Below are 22,160 nucleotides of genomic sequence, written 5' to 3' on the forward strand. Positions count from 1 at the left end.
TGAAAATAGTCTTTACTTATAAATTTATTTTAGTTACTATTACAGTAGTAACTAAAATGAAAAGAGTGACAATATGATATTTGATATAGATCCACAAGTTTTAACTATCCTTATATTACTTGGCTTTCTAGCTGCTTTTATTGATTCTGTTGTTGGAGGTGGGGGTTTAATAGCACTACCAGCTCTTTTATTTGTAGGTTTAAATCCAACAACTGCTGTTGCCACTAACAAACTCGCAGGAACGATGGGGTCATTAACTTCTGTTATTTCTTTTTATCGTTCTGGAAAACTCGATTTTCGATCTGTCATAAAGTATTTCCCATTAGCATTTATTGGGTCACTTATCGGAGCATGGACCGTTACATTAATTAGTCCAGATAAATTAAAACCTTTAATGCTCATAATGCTTGCTGCAGTGGGGATTTACACGATTTTTAAAAAGGATTGGGGTGGCAGCACTACAATAAATAAACTGTCACCCGTTCGGATTTTCGGATTAATCTTTTTACTATTAGCGATTGGCTTTTATGATGGGTTTTTAGGACCGGGTACAGGTTCCTTTTTTATTTTTACTTTTTTAATGCTTGGCTTAGATTTTTTAAAGGCGGCTGGAAATGCAAAGTTTTTAAATTTAGGCAGTAATATGGCGGCACTTCTTATGTTTATCTATTTAGACGAAGTTCATTATATATATGGATTTATTATGGGGATTGCTCAAATTTTTGGCGCTATTGTAGGGACACAGTTTGCAATTAAAAAGGGTAGTACCTTTGTGCGGAAATTGTTCATAATTGTCACAATGACCCTTCTTTTAAAAAACACCTATGACTATTTTTTCAGTTAAAGTGCCAGTCACCAAAACAATTCAGAATTTTATATAGTAAGAACCCCCTCCAAAAACATTAGAGGGGGTTTTGATATGTTATTGCATTAATTCTTCAAAAAATTCAACAGGTACATATGTTTTTGTTGGTTCTAATAAAGCAGGTGCTACCTCAAAGTGACGAAGAGCTTTATTGTAGCCATATGCTTTTTCACCACGTGTAATTGTATAAGATAATGCGCCTTTTGAAATAATTGCGCCAGTTCCTGTTGATTCTACTTTAAAGCCAAGTTCTTCAGCAATTAATCGTAAAGGCACCATAGTTGTGCCATTAATATCATAGAAATCATTTTTAATAATTTCTTGAACTGCTGAATTAGAAGAAGCTTCCTCTCCTACTTCACCTTGTTCTTCAGCTGTAGCATCTAACACGATTACTTTTGTTGGCGGTGTTTGTGCTGGGATACTTCTTGTTGTAATTGTATAGAACACAAGTAAATGTTGTTCTGCTAAATCTTTAACTGATACTTCTTTACCTGATTGGCTTTGGACTACTGTTTCTTCCCCAACGTTTAATTTTAGACTGTTATCCGTATTCACTAGATCTTTATTGAAAAAGTCTACAGTCACACTGCCCATTTCCTTCGACTCTACAATGATAACTTCAGGGTTATATTGTGGTGGATAGATCATCAGCATTGGCTTATTTGCGTACGTATAAGCCGTTACTTTATCTCCTTTTTGAAGCTTTACTTCTTTGCCTGTATTATCAAAAATAAGTGTGTCCTTATTTACAACAAATACGTTCGTATTTTCTCCATCTTTCGTTGTGTAATAAGTCGCATTGTTACGTTCTTCCACATTCTCAATAGTTCCAGCTACTTTTATAAAAATCGGCTGCACTTGTGGGCTTTGTTCATCTTGTTGTGTAGCATTTGTCACAACTGCTTCTCCTCCGTTTGCTGATGCAGATGGAGCGATTGCTACACTCCCTAGTAATAATGCTGTCATTGCAAATGGTACGACCTTAGTCATTTTCATAAAAAATACATCTCCTTCATTTCACGAATTCAATGAAGTAGTCGATTTCAAAAGAAAAAGGTTACATTATTGCCAAATTATTTTCAAAATCGTCTAAAAGTAGAATATTTATGATTTAACGAGCTAGAAAACAAAGGACAATCTATTTAATATCCGTTGTAAAAAATATTGTTGCTCACTTTGCTTTGATCTTATTTCTAATGCCACATCGGGATGATCCGTAATCACACCCGAAACATTTTTCTCAATAAACTCTTGTAATGAACGATCTTTGTTTAATGTCCAAACAAATAGATCCATATGTTGTGCCTTTAGTTCTGTAATTAAATTCTCATTCACCCACGATTCTTCTAATGCAATAAAATCCACATTTAAATCATCTATCGGTCCAATATTCAGCGCATAAACAATTCCTACCCGCAAATTAGGTGTTAAATTCTTTAACTGTGTCATCAATTGTGAATCTGAGGACTGTACATAGTACGTATCAAGCACCTTATAAGCTCGCAACTTTTCTACTAATCGAGGCAATAAGTCTTCCCTTTCTTTACCGTGCACCTTTAGTTCAATAAGCAATGTAACATCAAGGGCTTTTGCGATTTCTATAAAATCATCTAAAGATGAAATTTTATCGGTTAAACCATTTTCATAGATGGTGATTGTTTTTAGATCACTTAGTGTCATATTTGCAATAACTCCATTTTTACCAGCTAAGCGCCTTAATGTACGATCATGAAAAACGACAAATTCCCCATCTACCGTTTGCTGAATATCTAGTTCAATTATATCTGCACCTGCATTAGCCGCACTAACAAGTCCGCTAATGGTGTTTTCTACGTTTCCTGCTGTGTATCCACGATGTGCAATAATTTTTGTATCAGGTGCGTAAACACTTTTTTCTAACGAATCAATATTCATGATGCTTAATATTGAAAAAACAACACAAAGCAGTAGTGGCAAAGTGTTATGGCGTTTGCTTTTACGAGAATATCTTGGTATTGCCAAATTACGGATATTATAAGTAATAGCAACCATTACTTGCGAAAACATTGCTTGCAACAAACTAAATAACACAACAAAGACCATTTCTAAAAACGCTAGTGTTAGCCCTGCCGTTACAAGCGCTGTACTCGGCATATTTCGCTCCAAGAAAAATAGAGGCAATGTACTGACAACTGTAATAGCCAATAAAAGAAATAAATGAACTGTTAAAATCATTGCCAGTAATACAAGTAACTCAACCAACCCTCGTCTTGAAAAACGCCAGCTTTGTAGAAATGACTGACGAATAGATATTTTAGGCTGTATTGTAAAAATTGGTAATGTCAACATACTTCTTATACTCACTATAACTAAGATACTGGCTACCACTGTATAAAGTACCCTTCCTAAACGTGTACTCATTATTTCATTTGTAATAAAGTGAGGTAATGTAATCCCTTGCGTTAATGTTAGAGGAAGCATAAATGAAGCTAAAGGCAACAATAGGGCAATATAAATGATTAAATAAATGACTTGCAGGCTAAAAAAATAGACAAGCTTACGATTTAATTGCTGCCACATAGTAAGAAAACGATAACGGATACCCCTTTGCTGATTAAAAGCCATGATAAATAAAAAACCCATCTCATAATAAATAAAAAGCAAGACAACCAGTACTAAAAGAAGCATCATAGCTAGGACAAAGGGGTGCATAAGAAAGCTTTGTATATTTTGTTCAGTAATGTGGGTGTAGCCCGTTACATTTAGCATTAGCTTCAAAACGACTGTAGACACCGGTATTACTAATAAAAACTGAAATACACGAATCATAATGAAAACTCGGATATAGTCGATACGATACGTATAAATATTATAGATGGCTTGTCGCATAATTTGACGTGCTTTTTGCATTACCTCACCCCTGTCGCGTACTAACCGTTACTAGCCGTTTCACGCTATTTCTTCTTATAACGTATGATAATTTTTGCATTTCAAGTTATCTTTCAAATAGAAAATGTTATCAATTATGCCTCGATTTTGTAGCGTCTAGATTTTTTGAGCTGCTCGAAACAATCATGTAAGTATTTATCCCAACTTATAGAAGTTGCGGAGTTCTGCTCAGGCAAGTTAAACGCAAAAAATTATCACGAATGATGAGATAAATGTTTAAGGGGTACAGCTATAATTTTTTGAAACCTTTTGTTAGCCGACTCAGTAAATAAAGAATCACACCTAATTAGAAGGAGGAATTTAGATGCAATTCTACATTGGTGATATTATTAGTACTATTTTTATTCTTGTCGTTTTGGGCGCTATGTTTTTCTTTCTGATAAAGATGATTAAGATTGGAAAGTCTACCCCTTTACCGCTTCCTCCAGAAACGCTTCAAAAACAAATAAATGAACTTACGACACGCGTTAAACAATTGGAGAGACAAGAGCAGGATCTATCAGAAAGACGATAGATTAATCGCTTTTAGTCATTTGAAACTAAAAAATCGTTGTGAGACTAAGCCTCACAACGATTTTTTGTATTTTCATATACGATACGACCATCCACAACTGTATAGGCAACTTGAATATGTGGTACTTTTTCTATATCTACCTCAAATATATCATCTTGGAATACGGTGAAATCAGCACTAAATCCTTCTTTTATTTTGCCTCTCGTATGCTCCTGAGCAATTATTTCAGCAGAGCCTACTGTATAAAGGCGCACTGCATCGAAGCGCGAAATTTTCTCCTGTGGACCAAAACCATCGTGGCCTTCACCAAAATTTCGTCTTGTCACTGCAGCATAAATGCCATATAAAGGATTCGGCACTTCAATCGGCGCATCACTACCACCTGCTACGATTAGTCCGCGATTTAGAAGTGATTTTAATGGATGTAGACCTTGTGAGCGTTTCTCGCCTAACTTTACAAGCTCTGCTAAATACTCTCCTTGCACAAACTGTGGTTGCATATCTACAGCTATCGGTAATGCTGCCAACTTGTCTAAAATAACCTCGTCAACTAAACTGCAATGAATTAATCGGTCTAATAGCCCCTCACGAGGTGGGAATGCTGCAAAAACATCTAAAATTATGTCAATTGCTAAATCACCGATTGCATGAACAGCAACTGTTTGACCATAGCGACGTGCAAGTTGCACATACTGCTCTAATTGTGCAGTTGAATGAACAAGTATGCCATAATTGTTTGGGTCGTCACAATATGGTTCACGTAAAGCTGCCGTACGCCCGCCGAATGCCCCATCGACAAATATTTTCATTGCGCCAAATTGTACATATGGTGTTGATTGCTCGTTTAACATAGCAACTTCTTCAAAAACTGTATGGTGTTGTAATAAGTGCACTTTAAATGATTTTTGAGCATCAACTATTTTCCGATAAGCATTTATTGGTTGACTAGGAGGTCCGAAATAGCTTAAATCTTCCGAATGACCTCCTACTAAGCCGTAAGATTGAAGCGATGCCACGGACTTTTGAAGAGCTTCTTCAATATATTCAGGCGTATAATACGGCATATGGTTAACAATTAAATATAATGCTGTATCTTTTAAAACACCTGTTAATTGACCATCTTTCTTATCAATAATGCCACCTTCTGGTGATGGTGTATCATTTGTAATTCCGGCATATGCTAGTGCCTTAGAATTAGCTAAAATTAAATGATGGCAACTACGTTTAATGATCAGATGGGCGTCACCAAGTGCATCAAGCTCCGATAAAGTGGGGAAAATTGTCTCTGTATAGCCTGTTTCATTCATGCCAATAGCAACAACCCATTGCTCTGCAGAAGCGCCTTGCATACGGTCACGAATAATATTTAACAATTCTTCCTTACTAGTTACGTTCGAAACATCAATATGCATTAATTTTTCGCCATAGCCAATAATATGTAAATGACTATCAACAAACCCTGGGTACATCACATTTCCTTGTAAATCTCGGACCGTTGTGGCTTGTGGTAATAAACTATCAGCGGAGCCAACCGCCAAAATTTGTCCATCTTTTTCAAGAACTGCTTCAACTGTTTCGCCCGCTCGTTCCATCGTATAAATTGTTCCACCTGTCCAAAGTGTTGCCATCAATTTTTCCCCCTATGCTATTGCTTCGATTAAATGCGCACTTTCTAAGCGTCGACGTACAATGACACCAAGCCATGCAGCAAGGACTGCTTTCAATATGCCAACAACAATAAATGGAACAGCTCCCCCCATAAATGCTGAAGTCCATGTTAAATCACCAACAATTTTTAACCAAACTGTACCAAACGCCAATGTCACTACCATACCGATAATGTTAGCGATGATTGCTTGTACAAAGGTAATGCCAAATTTATTTAAGTATAAACCCATTAACACCGCCGCCGCAAGGAAGCCTACAATATATCCCCCTGTTGGTCCTATGACGATACCATATCCTCCTGACATCCCACTAAATACTGGAATACCTGCTGTGCCAAGTAAAATATATACAAGTACAGATAATGTACCAAGTCTTGTACCTAAAATCGTGACAACTAAGCCAACTGCTAAAGTTTGACCTGTAATTGGAATGAGTGGTAGCGGAATCGTTACCTGTGCAAGAACTGCGATAATAGCCGCTCCGAACGCCGCTAACACATAATTGTAAGTACTATTTTTCTTCAAACGAAAATCCCCCTTTTGTTAACCTACTTTTAAAATAAGTTAACAAAAAGATAATGCAAATAAAAACAGTTGTCAATCGAATTTGACAAATTACTATAAAAAGAGACTTTTAATTTTACCAGAGGGGCTCATTAGTAGGATCTTCCTCTTGTAATTTTACTATATCAGGTAGTAATAAATAATGATAAATTACACTACTTGCGATAAAAAATACGATACCGATAAAGAAATGATCAAATGCTTGGTTCAAAAACACGATAAATGGTATTGGCAGATTAAGTATGGCAGATAATTGTACCGACTTTTTTGTACGATATTGCTTTTTACTACAATGTGGACATTCCATTTGCCCATTTTTCCAATACAATTTTCGCACTTGCTTAGCAGACCAAATTTCTCCACATTCAACACATACCGGCAAGCCATATCCTTTTTTATGCAAAATACGCTTAATAATTAATGCTATACTTACAAAAATGCTAATGAGGAGCAACCCTTTCACCCAATCAAGCTCTACTAACGTCCAAAGGCTCCATCTCTCTGTTTCTTGCTGTAATGCTGCGCCTTGCGAATGTCTTGTGCGTGGTTCTGTTTTTTGTGACACAATAACACTAAAGCCAATAGCAAGCAGTGTAAACGTCGCCAGCACGATTCGATACTGCAGTTGGCTACTGCTTCTATGTTTACTTTTAGCTCTTGCTTTTTGTGCAATCCGTTGCTTTTTTTCCTCCGAGAGCTTTACATGCTGTAGCTCATGTAACACGTTTTCTTTAAATTGATTCATAGCGTAGCACCTCCCAGTCATAGTCAGCGATTACTGTTGCTAACTGCTTTCTTGCTCGTTGTAATCTCGTGCGCACAGTTGCCTCAGGACAATGTACAAGCTTAGCGATGTCTACTGTTGTCATTTCCTCAAAATAATAGAGAATCAAAACCTCTCTATATTGTACCGACAAGGTAAATAAAGCTTCTACTAGCTCCTGTTTAGTCGATTTAGCGAGCATTTCTTTTTCTGGCGTAACGGTCGTTGAACGTCCAGTTATTTTCTCAAACAGCGACAGCCGTTTACTTTTCCAACTACGTAAATAATCGTGACTGCGATTGACCGTCATTTTGACCAAATATGTACGTAATGATGATTCATGTCGAAATTGCTGTTGCTTTTGATAAAAGGCAATAAACACATCTTGGACAATATCCTCTGCTGTTGCTTCATTCTTTACATATAAGTAGGCAACCTTCAGTAGATAATCCCCGTGCTCTGCAATAATTTCTTCAATTTCCATTGCTGCCTCACCTTCTTTCTAAACTACTGACGTAACCTAATTTATTTCCGATTCATTTTATATGAAATTTTTTCAAAAGAGAAAACATTTTTCTAATACTTACAAGCTAGTCCAACAACTACAAAAATCCGCTCCCTTTACACGAACAACGCTATACCTTACGCTTGCTGGTGAGGTATTGCAATGTTCAATGTTCTACATAAAGGTCACGGATACTTACTTAATCATTTAAAGGATGTTCAATAAATTACCTTTTTATTACTTTATTTACTATTCCCCACATTGCTATATTGGTTATAGAGCGTAATTTGGTTACGTCCATTTCGTTTTGATGTATAAAGTGCACTATCAGCATAATGAATTAATTGCTCGACACTTGTAATGTGAGCATCCTCATTCGTGCTAACACCTATACTAAATTCCAATTGCACAATATCATCATTTACTGTCAATACAAGTGAGGTTAATGTATTGTATAGATTTTGCGCTATTAAGGAGATGGATTCTTCCTCTCTTAAATGGATGAGAACAATAAATTCATCACCACCAAAGCGAGCGACAATTGATTTGTACGGCTGAAAAAACTGTTGCAATGTGGTGGCTGTCATTGTTAAAGCGTCATCTCCAAATAAATGACCATTTGAATCATTAATGGATTTAAAATGATCTAAATCAATCATGAGTAAAGCTAATTTCTGACCATTTGTTGCACTTTCCACCATTGCTTTTGCATGTTCATCAAAATAGCGACGATTATATATATTTGTAAGTGGGTCGATGTAGGAAGTTCTTTCAAGATGCTTCTTTTGATTGTTATATTCCATTTCGAATAATACTTGCGTATAATTCTCTCTTTGCATCTCTAATAATATATTAATATATTCCTTTTGCACGGCACTTAAAATAATTTTATTTCCCTGCTCTTCAATAAGCTTAACTAATGAATTGTAGATGGTCTGTAACAAAGATAAATCATTATTTTGCAATGCGTAGTGCTTCGATTTTTGGTACATATCAATCGCTTCGCCGATATATCCTTGTTTTTCAAATAGTAATGCTTGTGCATTGAATACCTCTAATTGCGCCTTATTATAGGGAGGGTCCTTAACCATCATTAGTAACTCCTTTATTAGAACATCCGCTTCATCATATTCCTTCAGCCAAATATGCGCAGTAGCTAAATTTGTCTTAGAGTGTATAATACTTTTATAGGGTTCATCATGTTTCGTTTCAAATTCATTGGCATAATATAAACTCTTTAATGCAAGTCTCTTTGCCTTTGCATATTTACCGAGTTCAATTTCTAAACCACTCAAATTATTATAGATTTTCCCCATGCTTTCTATATGTTGTATACGCTCTGCAATTTCTAGGCCTTTCATTAATAGCTCTTCCGCTTTTTTTAAATGTCCAAATGTTCCCCAGTAAATGGAGGCTAGAGAATAATATTGAATGATGTCAATATCATTACCATATAAAAAAGTTAGTTCTCGGTATTTATCTAATAAATTGATGGATATTTGGAGATCCCCTACTTGAAAATAGCTAATACAGCTGTAACGTAATAAATGCATTGCTTTATCATACAATGCAAGTGCATTGGCACTTTCAATAGCGGCACTACTTAACTCGATATATTCTAAATAGCGATTCGCACTATATAATTCATCTAGCGTAATCCATAGTTCTTCAAATTCTTGTAAATCCATACCGCACCCTCCTTTTTCAACCCCTACTCCCTTAATACTACATTTGCTTATAAAATATTACAATTCTTTATCCTTATTTATTTTCCAATTAATGAGTAATTTAACCTAATGCATAGTAATATTTACGGTGAGAGCTATAACTTGATGCTGAAACCATCATGCGATGTAGCTTCAAAGCATCACAAAGGCATCAAGAGGTACACTCTTAATGCCTATTTTTTTAATATTCATTGTAGTGGAGTGCAGCAACTAAGTGCCAGGCACTCAAACAATTTTGAATTTTTATCGTTCTGCTAGTAGGGTTATCCGAAAAATCAATGTAAGCCGCAACAATACGCGCATGGCGATGGTTGCGGCTTACGGTTTACTGAGCGGAAAGCGTAGAGGATTTTTACGATTTACATACCACCTGCTAGTGCCAGACACTCAAACAATTGACTGAAGGCGCTTTAAAAGAGAATTGCTACTATTCTTCAATTTTTAATAACGCTTTTAATTGGTCAGCTCTTTCTTGGCTAAGTTGTATTTCACCGTATTCTGGCGCTTGTAGCCAAAGTGAATGGCCATAGCCGTCCCAAATGTCCACTCGAACTTCATCTAAAACAAAGGAATATTTTGGTGGTCTCTCAATGTTTTTTTCTTTTGCTCTCCAAGTTATTTGTTGAAGAAATTGTTTAACTTCATCCGTGTTTTCAGGGCTAAGTTTTTTTGTAACAGTAGGCTCGATAATTTCTATTGCATCTACTAAGCCAAAACGTTTTACAGATCCATCCTCATCAGTCGAGCCTCCTCCTACTGACTGAACACCTACATAATCTCCTTTTTGCAAGGAAATATTATCGATGAGTGGATACCATGTAGCGTTTTGATATTTTTCAACAATTTGTTCCTGCGTTAGATTGACAATATCCTCTGGAACAGACCCTTCAACAAGTAAAAAGGCATTATCTTGGATTGCAACTACAGTCCCAATATGATTAGTACCTTGACGAATATTTGAATAATATTTTAATCCTAATTCCTCCTGAAAGGCCTTTGCCTGTTCTGAAAAATGTGCATTAAAGTAGTTAAGCGCCTCTCGCGTAGCTATGTCCTTCACTATAAAACTAGGAAATGTAGGATACTTTTCCATGTAAAATGCGTTTAGCTTTTCCTCTGCTACCATCATTGGTAACATCGGCTCAATATACTTTGTAAAGTAGCCTTTTAATCCTTGTTTTTCAAAAAGCTTGGCATATTCAGGTGATTCCTGAAGCATTTGCAACTCCTCGAAGCGCTTTTTTCCTTCTGCCTCACGTTCCTCTTTTGTACTTTCGATACCAAGAGACTGCGCAAAATAATAGGAGGCTACACGTTTTTCATAGCGCTCATATGCCTCTTCCATATTAGATTCTCTATCTGGATTAAAAGAAATGATTTTTAAAATATCTTCATAATAGGCGAGCTGAGTCTGATTAAATAGTGGTGCCGACTGTTTTTTATCACTATCTAATAGCTGTATGACGAATGCTACTATACATAGCGTAACAATGGTAGCTATTGCTCTAAAGCGCATGGACTTTTTAGGTTTAACTTCATGCCGCTGTAAAACACGTTGTTTAACACGTTCTTTACTCGGTAACATATCGCCTGCAATTTTAATCAACTCTTTTTTTACGTCATTCATGTAGTAACACCTCCCATTCCTCCCCTAAATGTGGCTTTAATGCTTCACGTGCCCTTTTTAGTCTTGTTTTGACCGTATTTTCAGGTATCGAAAGCACTTGTGCAATTTTTGCAATCTTCATTTCTTCATAATAATAAAGTAGAATCGGTTCTCTATATGCTAGCGGAAGGTTTAGTATTGCGGCTCCAATTAGTGACCTTTCCTCCGCTTCAATTAGTGCTTCTCGCTGTCTTTTTGCTTGTGTTAGAAATAACTTTTCTTGTAAAATACATTTTTTATAATGCCAGCTTTTTAAATAATCTTTACATTTATTAATCGTCAGCGTCGATAAATAAGCACGTAGCTGTCCACGTTCCTCATATGCATGCTCTGAAAATTTGATAAACACTTCTTGTACAATATCTTCTGCTACATGTCGATTTTTAACGTAAAAATAAGCGAGGCGAAGCAAATGCTCTGCATGATCATCGATAATTTTTTCAAGAATGCCGTCCACCTCCTCCTCTTACACTATAAACGATTACCAATCGACGTCCGTTTCACATTATGTAAATTTTTTATATGAATGCAAAAAAAAAGAGAAAACCCACTTTATTTCAATAGTGGATCTTCTAATACTTAAATAAATCGTTTAACGAGCGTTTCGTATACTCCAACCATGAGCAAGCCACCAAAGACAGGAATAAGTGAACTGAAGCTAAAATAAAAACCTTCAGCATCGTACTGTCCTAAAAATCGGAATGCAAGCCATGGTATGTTATATGTTTCACCGACACCATATAAAAAGCCAGTAGTAAATAAAAACAGGGCAAAGCATTTAATAAATTTCGCCTTATGCATACCGTTCACCTCACTGAACAATGGTCATTTCCTCCGCATATGCTAGTATTTCTTCCTTTGTCAATTCAGGATTTTCAGTAATAATGCTGTATTCGTAGCCATTCTCATACCAAGTAATAACAAAGAGTTCCCCTAAATCCATATATGTCCCCTTTACTCCTCGTACTTGTATATCTTCTTCATTCGCAAGGTTACCACCCAACGTTTGATAATTACTAACTACTTTAAAAACTGAGACTGAAAATGCAGGTTGCTCATCTTTTTCATATTCAAAAGAAAATTCTGGACGTTCTTCTACTTTCATATCTAGTATCGTTGATAGGGTCAACCCATTTTCTTCAGGTAGTAGTAAAAAATCACCAAGCTGTTTTTTTACCTCATCTAATGTCGTAGGTGCTGTCTGATCTAACGTATCAATTTGTTCAATTGTTGCACCCTTTGGTATATCAAAGGCAAACAACGCATCATCTATTTTCTTATTAACTTCAAGCTTCGTATATTCTTGTTGCGTCACATTGCCTGCGTTCGTCGTGATTGTTTTTAACGTCAACCACGTTTTTTTATCGATCCACACTTCAATGTCGCCTAGTAACGTATTCTTTTTTTGGGCTTTCGCCGTAATATGATAAGCATCTCTTCCAGCAATTTTTTCTTCACCCGCTATTGAGATATCATGGGAGTCCTTCACAATGTTTAATAATACTTGGGCACTGTCTTTTGCCGATTTCCCCATTAGTTCTTCTAATTCTCCATTTTCAAATGTCATAATCGAAGCCTTATTTTCTTTTTTACTAAAAGTAGTAATCTGCTTACCATCATTGACTGCAATTACATGATCGTCATCGACTGTCATTTCAATTCGACGCTTACCATCCTTCATCCATTCTTTTACTGTAGCGACCCCAGTTTCATCTATATCCATAGTATATTCACCATAATAGCTTTCTAGCTCTTTTGTTTCCTGTAATGCTTGATCTATTATCTCCTGTGGCGAATAGGATGCTTCTGAATTGCAGCCAACTAAACTAATGGTCAGCAGTGCAATCATTCCTCCTACACATAATGTTTGTTTCAAGTTCATTGTTCATCTGCTCCTTTGTATAGTGGTAGCCAGCAGAGCACTGCTGTACCAACACCTTGTTGTGATACCATATTTACAGTTCCACCGTGTTTTTCAATAATTTGTTTCGCTATGCTAAGGCCAAGTCCAGTTCCTCGTTGTCCTGTCTTGGTTCTAGCGCTATCTGATTGATACAGTGGTTCAAATAATTGATTGATTTCTTGTTCACATACGCCAGCCCCACTGTTTTGCACAACTAAATACATTCCTTTCTTTTGGGTAAGCGCTGCATTAACAAAATCAAAGCCCCAGTCTATTTTACGATTACTGATTGCCGCTAAACCAATAGTAGTGCCCGATGTTCCAAAGTGTGACGCATTGCTCATTAAGTTATCAATCACCCGTTGCATTTGGGAAGGATGAACAGCATATGCTCCCTCTACTTCACATAATGTACGCAGCGAAAATCCTTTGCTTTGACAAAGTGGTTCATATTCCGAAAGCGCCATATCAAAAAATTCCTGACCTTCTACTTGAACAAGTGATACATCATAGCTTGTAGATTGAAGCAATGTATACATAAGTAAATCCTCTAGCATTTCCTTCATATCCACTGCCTTAGTTAAAATAACCGCACGATATTCCTCCTTCATCTGAGAAGAGAGTAAAGGGTTTTGTAAGCTTTCTGCATATGCTTGAATTGACGTTAATGGTGTTTTTAAATCATGTGAGATACTGGCAATCATCAGCTCCTTATGTTGCTGTTCTTCTTTTAAATGAGCACGTGCTGTTTCAATTTCACTTTGCATACTGAGGAAAGTGTTTGCAAGCTCCCCAATTTCATCTTTTCTTGTTGCAATAGCAGATTCTACATGTTTTCCTTTACCAAAGGCATGCATTTGTTGCATTAGCTTTTGTAATGGCCGATTCAATTTACGGTTAAGCAACAAAATCACAGTCGTATAAATTGCTAGAAATAATGTAATGATGCTAGCAATAACAAGCCATGAACGGCTCTCTACACCTTGAACCCAGTCCTTCCTCACTAATTGGATCTCATAAATTCCAACTAAATCCCCTTTTTGATAAATTGGTTCTTTGTATGTAAATGCAGTATATTTTTGCTGTAATTCATACAAGTTTTTCATTATGATTTCTCTTGAAACAAACCCAGAGTTCAAAGGATTAGAAGAATAATAAACAAAACCGGATTTAGCGTACAGCGTAATAGCAAGTTGATCACTCGTCAGTACTTTCACCTGTTGCAAATCAGCATTTTTTGTATACAATGCTGGATCGTTAAGAACCGATTTTACACGATTTAGTTCCGTCCATTTTTCCATATACTCTGCAAAGCTTTTATCATGGTAATATGCATTAATCCACATGTATAAGCCATATGCCCCGCCAATTGGTACAATCATGACGATGAAAAACATGATGAGAAGCCAAGATTTGATTTTCATAACGGATCTCCAATGAATTGGTAGCCCTTGCCCCAAACTGTTTGAATATAACGTGGGGTTTTAACAGAATCCTGTAGTTTTTCTCGTAGTGCTTTAATATGTACTGTTACCGTATGTGTTTCATCAACGCTTGCTTGCTGCCAAATATGCTGATATAGTTCTTCCTTAGAAAATGTTTGACCAGGGTTTTTTGCCAGTAGTTTTAAAAGTGCAAACTCCTTTTGTGTTAAGGTCAGTTCTTTATTTTGAAGTGTCGTTATTTCCTTTTGCCAGTCAATTGTTAAACCAAAAGCAAATGTAGCTACATGTTCCGTAATTTCTATTTTCTTATAGCGTTGCCATCGACGTAGATGCGAGGCAACACGTGCTTTTAATTCTGCCAAGCTAAAAGGCTTCGCTAAGTAATCATCAGCACCTTGTAAACCCTCAACCTTATCAGCTTCGTCTTTACGAGCGCTCATCATTAGTATTGGTACATCACTTTCCCAACGTATATTTTGGCAAACAGTAAGTCCGTCCATTTCAGGTAGCATCCAATCGACTAATACTAAATCAAATGGTTGTGCTTGAAAATCTGCTATCCCCTCTAAACCTGTTGTAGCCCAAGTAACTACATATCCTTCTTGAACTAGCGTATCTTTGACTATGCGTCCTATTGCGGGATCATCCTCAATTAGTAATAGCTTTTCACTCATCTGTTTTCCTCCTGTACTTACCTTACTATGGATTCATGCATTTCCTCTGAACTTTATACTTTCTTTATAATTACGATAGATGGACTTTCCTGTATTAACAAGGGCAAATCAAAAAGAAAACAAAAAAAGAATGCACATTAATTGTGCATTCCTGACTGTAGACAAACTCAAAGAATTAAACTACTGCCGCTGATTTCCGCGTTCGGGCGGACCTTTCCACGGTCGCACACGTAACCCGCAACCTTCGCTAACCCGCAGTTTGTTGCGTCTTTCCATTTTGTGCTGTTCAAAGCAGGATTCGCCGCTCTCTGCTCCAATCAACCGAACATGTCAGTAGAGTGACTCCATTATAATTCAAAAAATGACAAAAGGCATCATTTCAACTTATTGAGCCTTTTGTCAACAATGTGGAAAGCACGTAAGTCGTACATTCCTTCAATCTAATTTAGAAAAATAAGCTTAAGATAAAGTAAATTGTAGCAGCCATAACTGCTGAGATAGGCATTGTGATTACCCATGTCGTCACAATTTTACGTGCCATACCCCATTTAACTCCTTTGACACGATGTGCAGTACCAACACCCATAATGGAAGATGAAATAACGTGTGTTGTTGATACAGGTAAATGGATTAACGTCGCTCCGAAAATAATCGAAGCTGATGCTAAGTCTGCTGCTACACCATTGACTGGGCGGATTTTCATAATTTTACCACCCACCGTTTTAATAATCTTGTAACCACCTACCGATGTACCTAGACCCATCGCACAGGCAGCTGCAAAACGTACCCAGAACGGAATATCATCCCCTTGGTGCAAGCCCCCTGCGATTAACGCAAGTGTAATGATTCCCATCGCCTTTTGCGCATCGTTCGTACCATGTGTAAATGATTGCAATGCCGCTGTACCGATTTGTACTGTTCGGAATCCTTTATTTGTACGATATAAATTCATATCTTTAAAGATTACTTTAAATAGTGACATCATTAAAAACCCAGCAGCAAATGCTAGTAAAGGTGAGAAAATAAGTGCTTGAAGTATTTTAATGAAACCTGCGTAATTTAGAATATCAAAGCCAGCTGCAGCAATAGCAGCCCCGGCTACAGAACCTATTAAAGTATGAGAGGAACTAGATGGTATGCCGAAATACCACGTTAATAAGTTCCATGTAATGGCAGAAAGTAATGCCGCTAAAATAACGACTGAGCCTGTAATATCACCGTCATAGCTATTTAAGGTAAACGGGTCAACAATATCCTTCGTTAATGCCTTCGCAACACCAACAAACGTAATGGCTCCGATAAAGTTCATTACCGCTGCCATATAAACAGCCGTACGAGGCTTTAATGCACGTGTTGATACAGATGTTGCAATCGCATTGGCTGTATCATGGAAGCCGTTAATAAAGTCGAATACAAGTGCGAACATAACGACTAATATTGTTATCAGTAATATCGTATCCATTATTTAGTACACTCCATCTTACGCATTTCGCATGATTATTGTTTCAATTGTATTTGCTACTGTTTGGCAGCAATCTGCAATATCTTCAAATTGTTCGTAAATATCCTTGAAAACGATGATGCGCATTGGATCTTTTTCTTGAATAAATAATTGCTTCATAGAAGATCGGAAAATTTCATCACATTCACGCTCATAATCTTTAATTTGAATTGCATGTTTACGCATTTCAACAAGCTTTTTACTATTTAACAGTTCCATTGCTTGTACCATTTCATCTGTACTTTTCGCAATGTAAGTAAGGAATTGACGCATCGGCTCTGTTACTTCTGTTAAGTTATACATATTAAAATGAGCAATACAGCCTTCCATCCCATCAATTACATCATCTAATTTATTTGCTAGTGCTAAAATATCTTCACGTTCAATCGGTGTCATAAATGATTTATTAAGCATTACAATTAGCTCATGAATTAATTTGTCACCGCTTGTTTCATATTGTTTCATTGTATCGGCAATTTCTTTCAATGCATCAATATTATCTTGAATACGCGCATTATGAGCGTAGTAAATGCCTTCTTTCACATTTTGAGAGATTTTTAATAATGCTTGGAAAAATGGATCTTGCTTACTTGAGTTGAACATTATGTTCCTCCTGTTGATTAAATATTGTCGATTGCTGCAACTATCATAACAAAACATTTACATAATTCTACATAACTTTAAAGATAATAAATTGAATTTACAATAATGTAATATAAAAATCGCCACATTTCATTTCAGTATACTTCAACAAGTTACAAACGTTGGAAATATTCTAATAAAAACACGGTTTTTGCTGTGAAATGTAACATTTTTTCTTTAGTTTTTATAAAAATACTTGAAAAAATTTTTTTCTTTCTATTTTTTAATGTAAAGGAATTGTAAAGGCTTTTTTCACTAAAATAACAAACACCATTGTTATTTTTAGCCACTCACAGTACGCTTATAAGAAAGCGATGAATTATAAAAGGATGTGTATTACTTTATATGGATATTGATTTACTCTCACTCGGAACATTATTAGTTTTTGGTTTTATTGCATCCTTTTTGAATGCTATTGTTGGTGGTGGCGGATTAATTTCTTTACCAGCGTTAATGGCAGTTGGCTTACCTCCAAGCACAGCAATTGCTACAAACAAACTTGCAAATACCATTAGTAATGGCACAAGCATGCTAACATTTTTGAGAGCAGGTAAAGTAGATTTTAAAAAGATTGGAAAAACCTTACCCTTTATTTTTATTGGCTCACTAATTGGCGCTTACACTGTGCACCTCGTGTCTCCCTCAATTTTAAAGCCACTTATGCTTGTTATGCTCGTACTTGTAGCTACTTATACAATTTTAAAAAAAGATTGGGGACAACAACCTACTCAACGCATTTTAAGTACAGCAAAGAAACTTGGATTTCTTTGTGCTTTTGCGGCAATCGGCTTTTATGACGGATTTTTCGGTCCAGGAACAGGCTCTTTTTTCATATTCATATTATTAATGATGGGTAATGACTTCTTACAAGCTGCAGGCAATGCAAAAGCATTTAATTTCACATCGAATTTAGCAGCCCTTGCAATGTTTTTAGTATTAGGACAGGTTAATTTTTTGTACGGTTTACCGATGGGCTTCGTGATGATTTTCGGCGCCATTTTAGGTTCAAAATTTGCATTAACACGCGGTACGAAAATAATGCGTATTATTTTTGTTATGATGACTTGTATCTTAATTATGAAAAATGCATGGGATTATTTCGGCTCTCATTAATTAGAAGGTAGCGATCAATATCGCTACCTTCTAATTTAATTGAATTTTCAATCAATTGACAATAATCGTTAGCGTGCTATAATACTTTTGGGCTTCACCGCATTGAAGCGCAAAAGTAATTTTTAGGAGGATTCATATGTTTCGAATTGAAGCAAAAAGTAACCCTCGATTTATTGAGGCTTGCTTCATTACACTTTTAATTATTGCCACAATGGCAATTAGTATCGGCTATTTAAAGGCAACGCCCCATATTCCTATTGTTCTAGTCATTTCGATTTTAATTGCCTATGGACTGCTTAAAAAAGTACCGTTTCGTGAGCTTGAATCTGGGATGATCGCTGGTGCTAGTGCTGGTTTAGGCGCCGTCTTTATTTTCTTCTTTATCGGTATTTTAATTTCCAGTTGGATTATGGGTGGCACCATCCCAACGCTCATTTACTACGGCTTTTTAACTGTTTCACCTAGCTTTTTCTTTGCAATTGTTTTTCTAATTTGTAGCATTGTCGGAGTATCAGTCGGTAGTTCACTAACAACAGTCGCAACAGTTGGTGTTGCCTTTATGGGGATCGCCGGTGCGATGGATATTTCATTAGCAATAACTGCTGGTGCAATCGTTTCGGGCGCCTTTTTTGGCGATAAAATGTCACCACTCTCCGATACGACTAATCTAGCATCTGGTACGGTAGGTGTTGATCTATTTGAGCATATTAAAAATATGGGTTGGACGACAATTCCCGCCTTTATCATCTCATTTGTACTGTATGCCTTGTTGTCTCCATCTAGCGCCAATACTTCTTTTGAATCGGTCGAACGATTTAAAGTAGGGTTACTATCAACGGGTCTTATTCATTGGTATACATTGCTACCAATCGTTGTGCTTGTCATCATGACATTATATAAAGCTCCTGCACTTATTACACTTGCAGTTGTTTCGATCGTTGGTGTTGGACTTGCTTACATTCAAGAACCACTTGCACTTTCTCATGTATTCGAAATGCTTTTTAATGGCTATGTATCCAATACTGGAAATGAGGAAGTAGATGCCCTGCTGACGCGGGGAGGTATGAATAGTATGCTATTTACGATTGCGCTCGTTTTACTAGCATTAACAATGGGAGGACTCCTATTTACGCTCGGTATTATTCAAAGTATTTTAGCCAAAGTAGAAAGTTTATTTACAAGTGCAGGCTCAGTTATTACTGGTGCAGCACTTACTGGGATTGGTGTTAACACATTGATCGGCGAGCAATATTTATCTATTTTGCTTACAGGAGAGGCTTTTAAAGCTCAGTTTGCAAAGGTCGGACTTGCACCCAAAAATTTATCACGTGTGATGGAGGATGCTGGTACTGTTGTCAATCCGCTTGTGCCTTGGAGCGTGTGTGGAATTTTTATTGCAAGTGTACTAGATATATCAACGACAACTTACCTTCCATTCACCTTCTTCTGTTTACTCGGGCCAATTTTAACAGTACTATTTGGTTGGAGTGGCAAAACATTAACAAAGCTTGAAAAATTAGATTAGCATTAAAAAATCTGCTAGCAATCTACGTCATTACCTCGTAGATTACTTGCAGATTTTTTCTATTTACATCATTCCAAATTGGAATCAAAACAGTGAATTTTTTGCATTTCCGCACAATAAATAGCTTTGTTATGCTAAAGCAAAGGAGTTGGAATAACAATGACAATAAAATGGAATGCAAATCTATACGATCAAAAGCATGACTTTGTTTCAAAATTCGGGGAAAGCTTAGTGAACTTACTTGCTCCCCAAAAACATGAACGTATTTTAGATGTTGGCTGTGGAACTGGCGATTTAGCAAATGAAATTGCTCAATTTGATGCTGTCGTTATAGGAATTGATGCCTCAAATGAAATGATTCAAAGCGCACAACAAAAATTCCCGGCACTTTCGTTCGAAACAAAGGATGCTGCTTTGATGGACTACACATATCAGTTTGACGCAGTATTTTCCAATGCTGCACTGCATTGGATGAAACAACAAGACAAAGTCATCGAAAACATTTACCGTGCACTGAAACCACACGGACGTTTTGTTGCAGAAATGGGCGGTCAAGGGAACATTGCTTCAATTGTGGAGGCACTTCGAAAAAGTATGAAGGAGCTTCAGCTTCCTTTTGAGGAGCAATATTTCCCTTGGTATTTTCCTACGGCTGAGGAATATCAAACTATGCTAGAAAACGCGGGCTTTACAGTTCAAATGATAACTTTATATGAACGTCCGACCCCACTTCAAGGCGACGATGGCCTACGCAATTGGTTAGTCATGTTTAGCAATAATATTCTTCAGCAGTTAAGTGACGATGAAAAGGAGCTAGTTTACGCTAAATGTGAAGAATTGTTAAAGCCAAACCATTATCAAGGCAAGCAATGGATTGCCGATTATTGGCGATTACGTTTTGCTGCGACGAAGGGCTAAAAGATACCGAAAACTGACAGTGACATATCAACCTAGTGAAATCGCCAGTAAACCTTTGGCGAGCATCTCCCGTAACGGGCCATCAATTGCATAGCAAAAAAAGTGTTAGATTGACTGCCGTCATTCTAACACTTTTTCTCATTGTCTCCGCTTCTTATTACGAACGAGGCCATAACATGACCATGACCCCTACTATACAAATGCCAGCACCAATTAAATCTAACATATCTGGCTTTTGCTTATCTATTCCCCAGCCCCACATTACAGAAAGCACAATAAAGACGCCTCCATATGCTGCATAGACTCTACCGAAAGTTGGGAATGATTGAAAAGTTGCAACAACGCCATATAATGCTAATGCAATCCCTCCAATTTCGCCAATTCCTGCTACGATAAATAATATAAAAGCGTAAATCATATCTTCCCACTTTCTACTTATATGTAATACTTTTGATTTTCCCTACATTCAACTAACCTTCCTCATATATTGAAGCCCCAATAGGTAATCGTATCCGTTACACCTATGATAATTAAAATTATACCTGCTACGATTTGTATCACTCTTCCCATTTTCATGCTTTTTTTCATAATAAGGCTTTTTGTATCAAACAAATGGATAAGTGTCAGCATTAAGATTAATGGTACTGAGGTTGCAATGCCGAAAATCGCTGGCAAAATAAAGCCATAAGAAGTTGTAACAACTGTCGGCATCAGCCAAACGAAGAATAGCACAAACATCGTTGGACAAAAGGCAATGGCAAAGCAAGCACCCATTATAAAGGAACCAAGCTTTCCTTCTTTCAATACAAGTGGGATACGTGTTGAAAGTTGATGTAGCCATTTTAATTTTAAGATGCCAATTAGGACAAAACCGGTCAACAACATGATAGGCCCTAGCGCCTTTCTGAAAATTGGAAAATAGGTTGTCATTGTCGTTTCAAATGTTTGACCAAAGAGCCAAGCCAATAATCCGATTACACTAAACACAACGACTTTACCGATGATAAAAAATATTACCTCCCCCAAATTATTTTTCATTTGAATCGTGCGATTACCATAGAAAGTAATAGCACTCATATTGCCAGTTAATTGACAAGGAGCAAGGGCGCCAACTAAGCCTAAAAGTAAAGCTATAATTAGTGGAGAATGTTCATAGGAGTTTAAAAATAAAGTAATTGGAGCGCTAAAGAAGCGACTAATTTCTGACATCAAACTATACATGCCTCTATCACCTTCA

The 22,160-nt window shown here is 36.7% G+C and carries 22 protein-coding genes; 5 read left to right on the plus strand and 17 right to left on the minus strand.

Translation table 11 applies throughout. From position 1 onward, the window contains the following. Positions 1-73 precede the first annotated feature (73 nt). Positions 74-844 carry a TSUP family transporter gene (locus tag ACIQXJ_RS08810; protein WP_403052255.1) on the plus strand — a complete coding sequence of 257 codons (771 nt, stop codon included), beginning with the start codon at positions 74-76 and terminating at the stop codon, positions 842-844. A 78-nt stretch (positions 845-922) separates the two neighbouring features. On the opposite strand, the gene ACIQXJ_RS08815 is transcribed toward ACIQXJ_RS08810, so the two are convergent. Next, positions 923-1,864, minus strand: a complete 942-nt coding sequence (locus tag ACIQXJ_RS08815; RefSeq protein WP_403052258.1) for a stalk domain-containing protein — start codon at positions 1,862-1,864, stop codon at positions 923-925. 123 nt (positions 1,865-1,987) lie between these two features. Further along, positions 1,988-3,757 carry a glycerophosphoryl diester phosphodiesterase membrane domain-containing protein gene (locus tag ACIQXJ_RS08820; protein WP_403052261.1) on the minus strand — a complete coding sequence of 590 codons (1,770 nt, stop codon included), beginning with the start codon at positions 3,755-3,757 and terminating at the stop codon, positions 1,988-1,990. A gap of 343 nt (positions 3,758-4,100) precedes the next feature. Between ACIQXJ_RS08820 and ACIQXJ_RS08825 the strand changes: the two genes are divergently transcribed. Continuing rightward, a complete protein-coding gene (locus ACIQXJ_RS08825; RefSeq protein ID WP_403052264.1) occupies positions 4,101-4,310 on the plus strand; it encodes a restriction endonuclease subunit S domain-containing protein in 210 nt (69 codons plus the stop codon). Between the two features lie 44 nt (positions 4,311-4,354). On the opposite strand, the gene ACIQXJ_RS08830 is transcribed toward ACIQXJ_RS08825, so the two are convergent. The 13 genes from ACIQXJ_RS08830 to ACIQXJ_RS08890 all read right to left on the minus strand — a co-directional run bounded on the left by ACIQXJ_RS08830 (position 4,355) and on the right by ACIQXJ_RS08890 (position 17,328). Beyond that, positions 4,355-5,938: an amidohydrolase gene (locus ACIQXJ_RS08830; RefSeq protein ID WP_403052267.1), complete on the minus strand. Its 1,584-nt coding sequence runs from the start codon at positions 5,936-5,938 to the stop codon at positions 4,355-4,357. Between the two features lie 12 nt (positions 5,939-5,950). Further along, on the minus strand, positions 5,951-6,502 hold the full coding sequence (locus ACIQXJ_RS08835) for a biotin transporter BioY (protein ID WP_403052270.1): 552 nt from the start codon (positions 6,500-6,502) through the stop codon (positions 5,951-5,953). A 115-nt stretch (positions 6,503-6,617) separates the two neighbouring features. Then, positions 6,618-7,286: a TIGR04104 family putative zinc finger protein gene (locus tag ACIQXJ_RS08840; RefSeq protein ID WP_403052273.1), complete on the minus strand. Its 669-nt coding sequence runs from the start codon at positions 7,284-7,286 to the stop codon at positions 6,618-6,620. Next, positions 7,273-7,788, minus strand: a complete 516-nt coding sequence (locus tag ACIQXJ_RS08845; RefSeq protein WP_403052276.1) for an RNA polymerase sigma factor — start codon at positions 7,786-7,788, stop codon at positions 7,273-7,275. The genes ACIQXJ_RS08840 and ACIQXJ_RS08845 overlap by 14 nt, the downstream gene beginning before the upstream one ends. A 263-nt stretch (positions 7,789-8,051) precedes the next feature. Continuing rightward, positions 8,052-9,497, minus strand: coding sequence for a tetratricopeptide repeat-containing diguanylate cyclase (locus ACIQXJ_RS08850; RefSeq protein ID WP_403052279.1), 1,446 nt, complete (start codon positions 9,495-9,497; stop codon positions 8,052-8,054). Between the two features lie 466 nt (positions 9,498-9,963). After that, positions 9,964-11,163 carry a hypothetical protein gene (locus tag ACIQXJ_RS08855; protein WP_403052282.1) on the minus strand — a complete coding sequence of 400 codons (1,200 nt, stop codon included), beginning with the start codon at positions 11,161-11,163 and terminating at the stop codon, positions 9,964-9,966. Continuing rightward, positions 11,156-11,659 (minus strand): sigma-70 family RNA polymerase sigma factor, encoded by a 504-nt coding sequence (locus ACIQXJ_RS08860; protein ID WP_403052285.1) that lies wholly within the window; start codon positions 11,657-11,659, stop codon positions 11,156-11,158. The genes ACIQXJ_RS08855 and ACIQXJ_RS08860 overlap by 8 nt, the downstream gene beginning before the upstream one ends. A 122-nt stretch (positions 11,660-11,781) precedes the next feature. Next, complete coding sequence (locus ACIQXJ_RS08865; RefSeq protein WP_403052288.1) at positions 11,782-12,024, minus strand: hypothetical protein; 243 nt, start codon at positions 12,022-12,024, stop codon at positions 11,782-11,784. Then, a complete protein-coding gene (locus ACIQXJ_RS08870; RefSeq protein ID WP_403052291.1) occupies positions 12,014-13,084 on the minus strand; it encodes a LolA family protein in 1,071 nt (356 codons plus the stop codon). The genes ACIQXJ_RS08865 and ACIQXJ_RS08870 overlap by 11 nt, the downstream gene beginning before the upstream one ends. Continuing rightward, positions 13,081-14,529 carry a sensor histidine kinase gene (locus ACIQXJ_RS08875; RefSeq protein WP_403052294.1) on the minus strand — a complete coding sequence of 483 codons (1,449 nt, stop codon included), beginning with the start codon at positions 14,527-14,529 and terminating at the stop codon, positions 13,081-13,083. The genes ACIQXJ_RS08870 and ACIQXJ_RS08875 overlap by 4 nt, the downstream gene beginning before the upstream one ends. Continuing rightward, complete coding sequence (locus ACIQXJ_RS08880) at positions 14,526-15,224, minus strand: response regulator transcription factor (RefSeq protein WP_403052297.1); 699 nt, start codon at positions 15,222-15,224, stop codon at positions 14,526-14,528. The genes ACIQXJ_RS08875 and ACIQXJ_RS08880 overlap by 4 nt, the downstream gene beginning before the upstream one ends. Positions 15,225-15,669: 445 nt before the next feature. Next, entirely contained in the window at positions 15,670-16,686 is a 1,017-nt protein-coding gene (locus ACIQXJ_RS08885; protein ID WP_403052300.1) for an inorganic phosphate transporter, read from the minus strand. An 18-nt stretch (positions 16,687-16,704) separates the two neighbouring features. After that, entirely contained in the window at positions 16,705-17,328 is a 624-nt protein-coding gene (locus tag ACIQXJ_RS08890) for a DUF47 domain-containing protein (protein ID WP_401018311.1), read from the minus strand. Between the two features lie 384 nt (positions 17,329-17,712). Here ACIQXJ_RS08890 and ACIQXJ_RS08895 point away from each other — a divergent pair, with 384 nt between their 5' ends. The 3 genes from ACIQXJ_RS08895 (at position 17,713) to ACIQXJ_RS08905 (ending at position 20,923) form a co-directional block, all read left to right on the plus strand. After that, entirely contained in the window at positions 17,713-18,480 is a 768-nt protein-coding gene (locus ACIQXJ_RS08895) for a sulfite exporter TauE/SafE family protein (RefSeq protein WP_403052303.1), read from the plus strand. 136 nt (positions 18,481-18,616) lie between these two features. Continuing rightward, a complete protein-coding gene (gene nhaC, locus ACIQXJ_RS08900; RefSeq protein ID WP_403052306.1) occupies positions 18,617-20,005 on the plus strand; it encodes a Na+/H+ antiporter NhaC in 1,389 nt (462 codons plus the stop codon). A gap of 159 nt (positions 20,006-20,164) precedes the next feature. Beyond that, positions 20,165-20,923 (plus strand): class I SAM-dependent methyltransferase, encoded by a 759-nt coding sequence (locus ACIQXJ_RS08905; RefSeq protein WP_403052309.1) that lies wholly within the window; start codon positions 20,165-20,167, stop codon positions 20,921-20,923. A gap of 157 nt (positions 20,924-21,080) precedes the next feature. Here ACIQXJ_RS08905 and ACIQXJ_RS08910 read toward each other — a convergent pair whose 3' ends face one another. Both ACIQXJ_RS08910 and ACIQXJ_RS08915 read right to left on the minus strand, forming a co-directional pair. Continuing rightward, positions 21,081-21,341: a YnfA family protein gene (locus tag ACIQXJ_RS08910; protein WP_403052311.1), complete on the minus strand. Its 261-nt coding sequence runs from the start codon at positions 21,339-21,341 to the stop codon at positions 21,081-21,083. Between the two features lie 62 nt (positions 21,342-21,403). Beyond that, on the minus strand, positions 21,404-22,144 hold the full coding sequence (locus ACIQXJ_RS08915; RefSeq protein ID WP_403052314.1) for an urease accessory protein UreH domain-containing protein: 741 nt from the start codon (positions 22,142-22,144) through the stop codon (positions 21,404-21,406). Positions 22,145-22,160: the final 16 nt, after the last annotated feature.

It is taken from the genome of Lysinibacillus sp. NPDC097868 (assembly GCF_044761135.1).
Taxonomy (GTDB): Bacteria; Bacillota; Bacilli; order Bacillales_A; family Planococcaceae; genus Lysinibacillus.

Bases quoted from the DNA above. Each gene is read 5' to 3' on its own strand.
- ACIQXJ_RS08885 (WP_403052300.1), bottom strand. From the start codon at position 16,686: ATGGATACGATATTACTGATAACAATATTAGTCGTTATGTTCGCACTT.
- ACIQXJ_RS08875 (WP_403052294.1), bottom strand. From the start codon at position 14,529: ATGAAAATCAAATCTTGGCTTCTCATCATGTTTTTCATCGTCATGATT.
- nhaC (WP_403052306.1), top strand. From the start codon at position 18,617: ATGTTTCGAATTGAAGCAAAAAGTAACCCTCGATTTATTGAGGCTTGC.
- ACIQXJ_RS08810 (WP_403052255.1), top strand. From the start codon at position 74: ATGATATTTGATATAGATCCACAAGTTTTAACTATCCTTATATTACTT.
- ACIQXJ_RS08915 (WP_403052314.1), bottom strand. From the start codon at position 22,144: ATGTATAGTTTGATGTCAGAAATTAGTCGCTTCTTTAGCGCTCCAATT.
- ACIQXJ_RS08820 (WP_403052261.1), bottom strand. From the start codon at position 3,757: ATGCAAAAAGCACGTCAAATTATGCGACAAGCCATCTATAATATTTAT.
- ACIQXJ_RS08890 (WP_401018311.1), bottom strand. From the start codon at position 17,328: ATGTTCAACTCAAGTAAGCAAGATCCATTTTTCCAAGCATTATTAAAA.
- ACIQXJ_RS08845 (WP_403052276.1), bottom strand. From the start codon at position 7,788: ATGGAAATTGAAGAAATTATTGCAGAGCACGGGGATTATCTACTGAAG.
- ACIQXJ_RS08815 (WP_403052258.1), bottom strand. From the start codon at position 1,864: ATGAAAATGACTAAGGTCGTACCATTTGCAATGACAGCATTATTACTA.
- ACIQXJ_RS08840 (WP_403052273.1), bottom strand. From the start codon at position 7,286: ATGAATCAATTTAAAGAAAACGTGTTACATGAGCTACAGCATGTAAAG.
- ACIQXJ_RS08910 (WP_403052311.1), bottom strand. From the start codon at position 21,341: ATGATTTACGCTTTTATATTATTTATCGTAGCAGGAATTGGCGAAATT.
- ACIQXJ_RS08855 (WP_403052282.1), bottom strand. From the start codon at position 11,163: ATGAATGACGTAAAAAAAGAGTTGATTAAAATTGCAGGCGATATGTTA.
- ACIQXJ_RS08905 (WP_403052309.1), top strand. From the start codon at position 20,165: ATGACAATAAAATGGAATGCAAATCTATACGATCAAAAGCATGACTTT.
- ACIQXJ_RS08850 (WP_403052279.1), bottom strand. From the start codon at position 9,497: ATGGATTTACAAGAATTTGAAGAACTATGGATTACGCTAGATGAATTA.
- ACIQXJ_RS08880 (WP_403052297.1), bottom strand. From the start codon at position 15,224: ATGAGTGAAAAGCTATTACTAATTGAGGATGATCCCGCAATAGGACGC.
- ACIQXJ_RS08870 (WP_403052291.1), bottom strand. From the start codon at position 13,084: ATGAACTTGAAACAAACATTATGTGTAGGAGGAATGATTGCACTGCTG.
- ACIQXJ_RS08830 (WP_403052267.1), bottom strand. From the start codon at position 5,938: ATGGCAACACTTTGGACAGGTGGAACAATTTATACGATGGAACGAGCG.
- ACIQXJ_RS08895 (WP_403052303.1), top strand. From the start codon at position 17,713: ATGGATATTGATTTACTCTCACTCGGAACATTATTAGTTTTTGGTTTT.
- ACIQXJ_RS08825 (WP_403052264.1), top strand. From the start codon at position 4,101: ATGCAATTCTACATTGGTGATATTATTAGTACTATTTTTATTCTTGTC.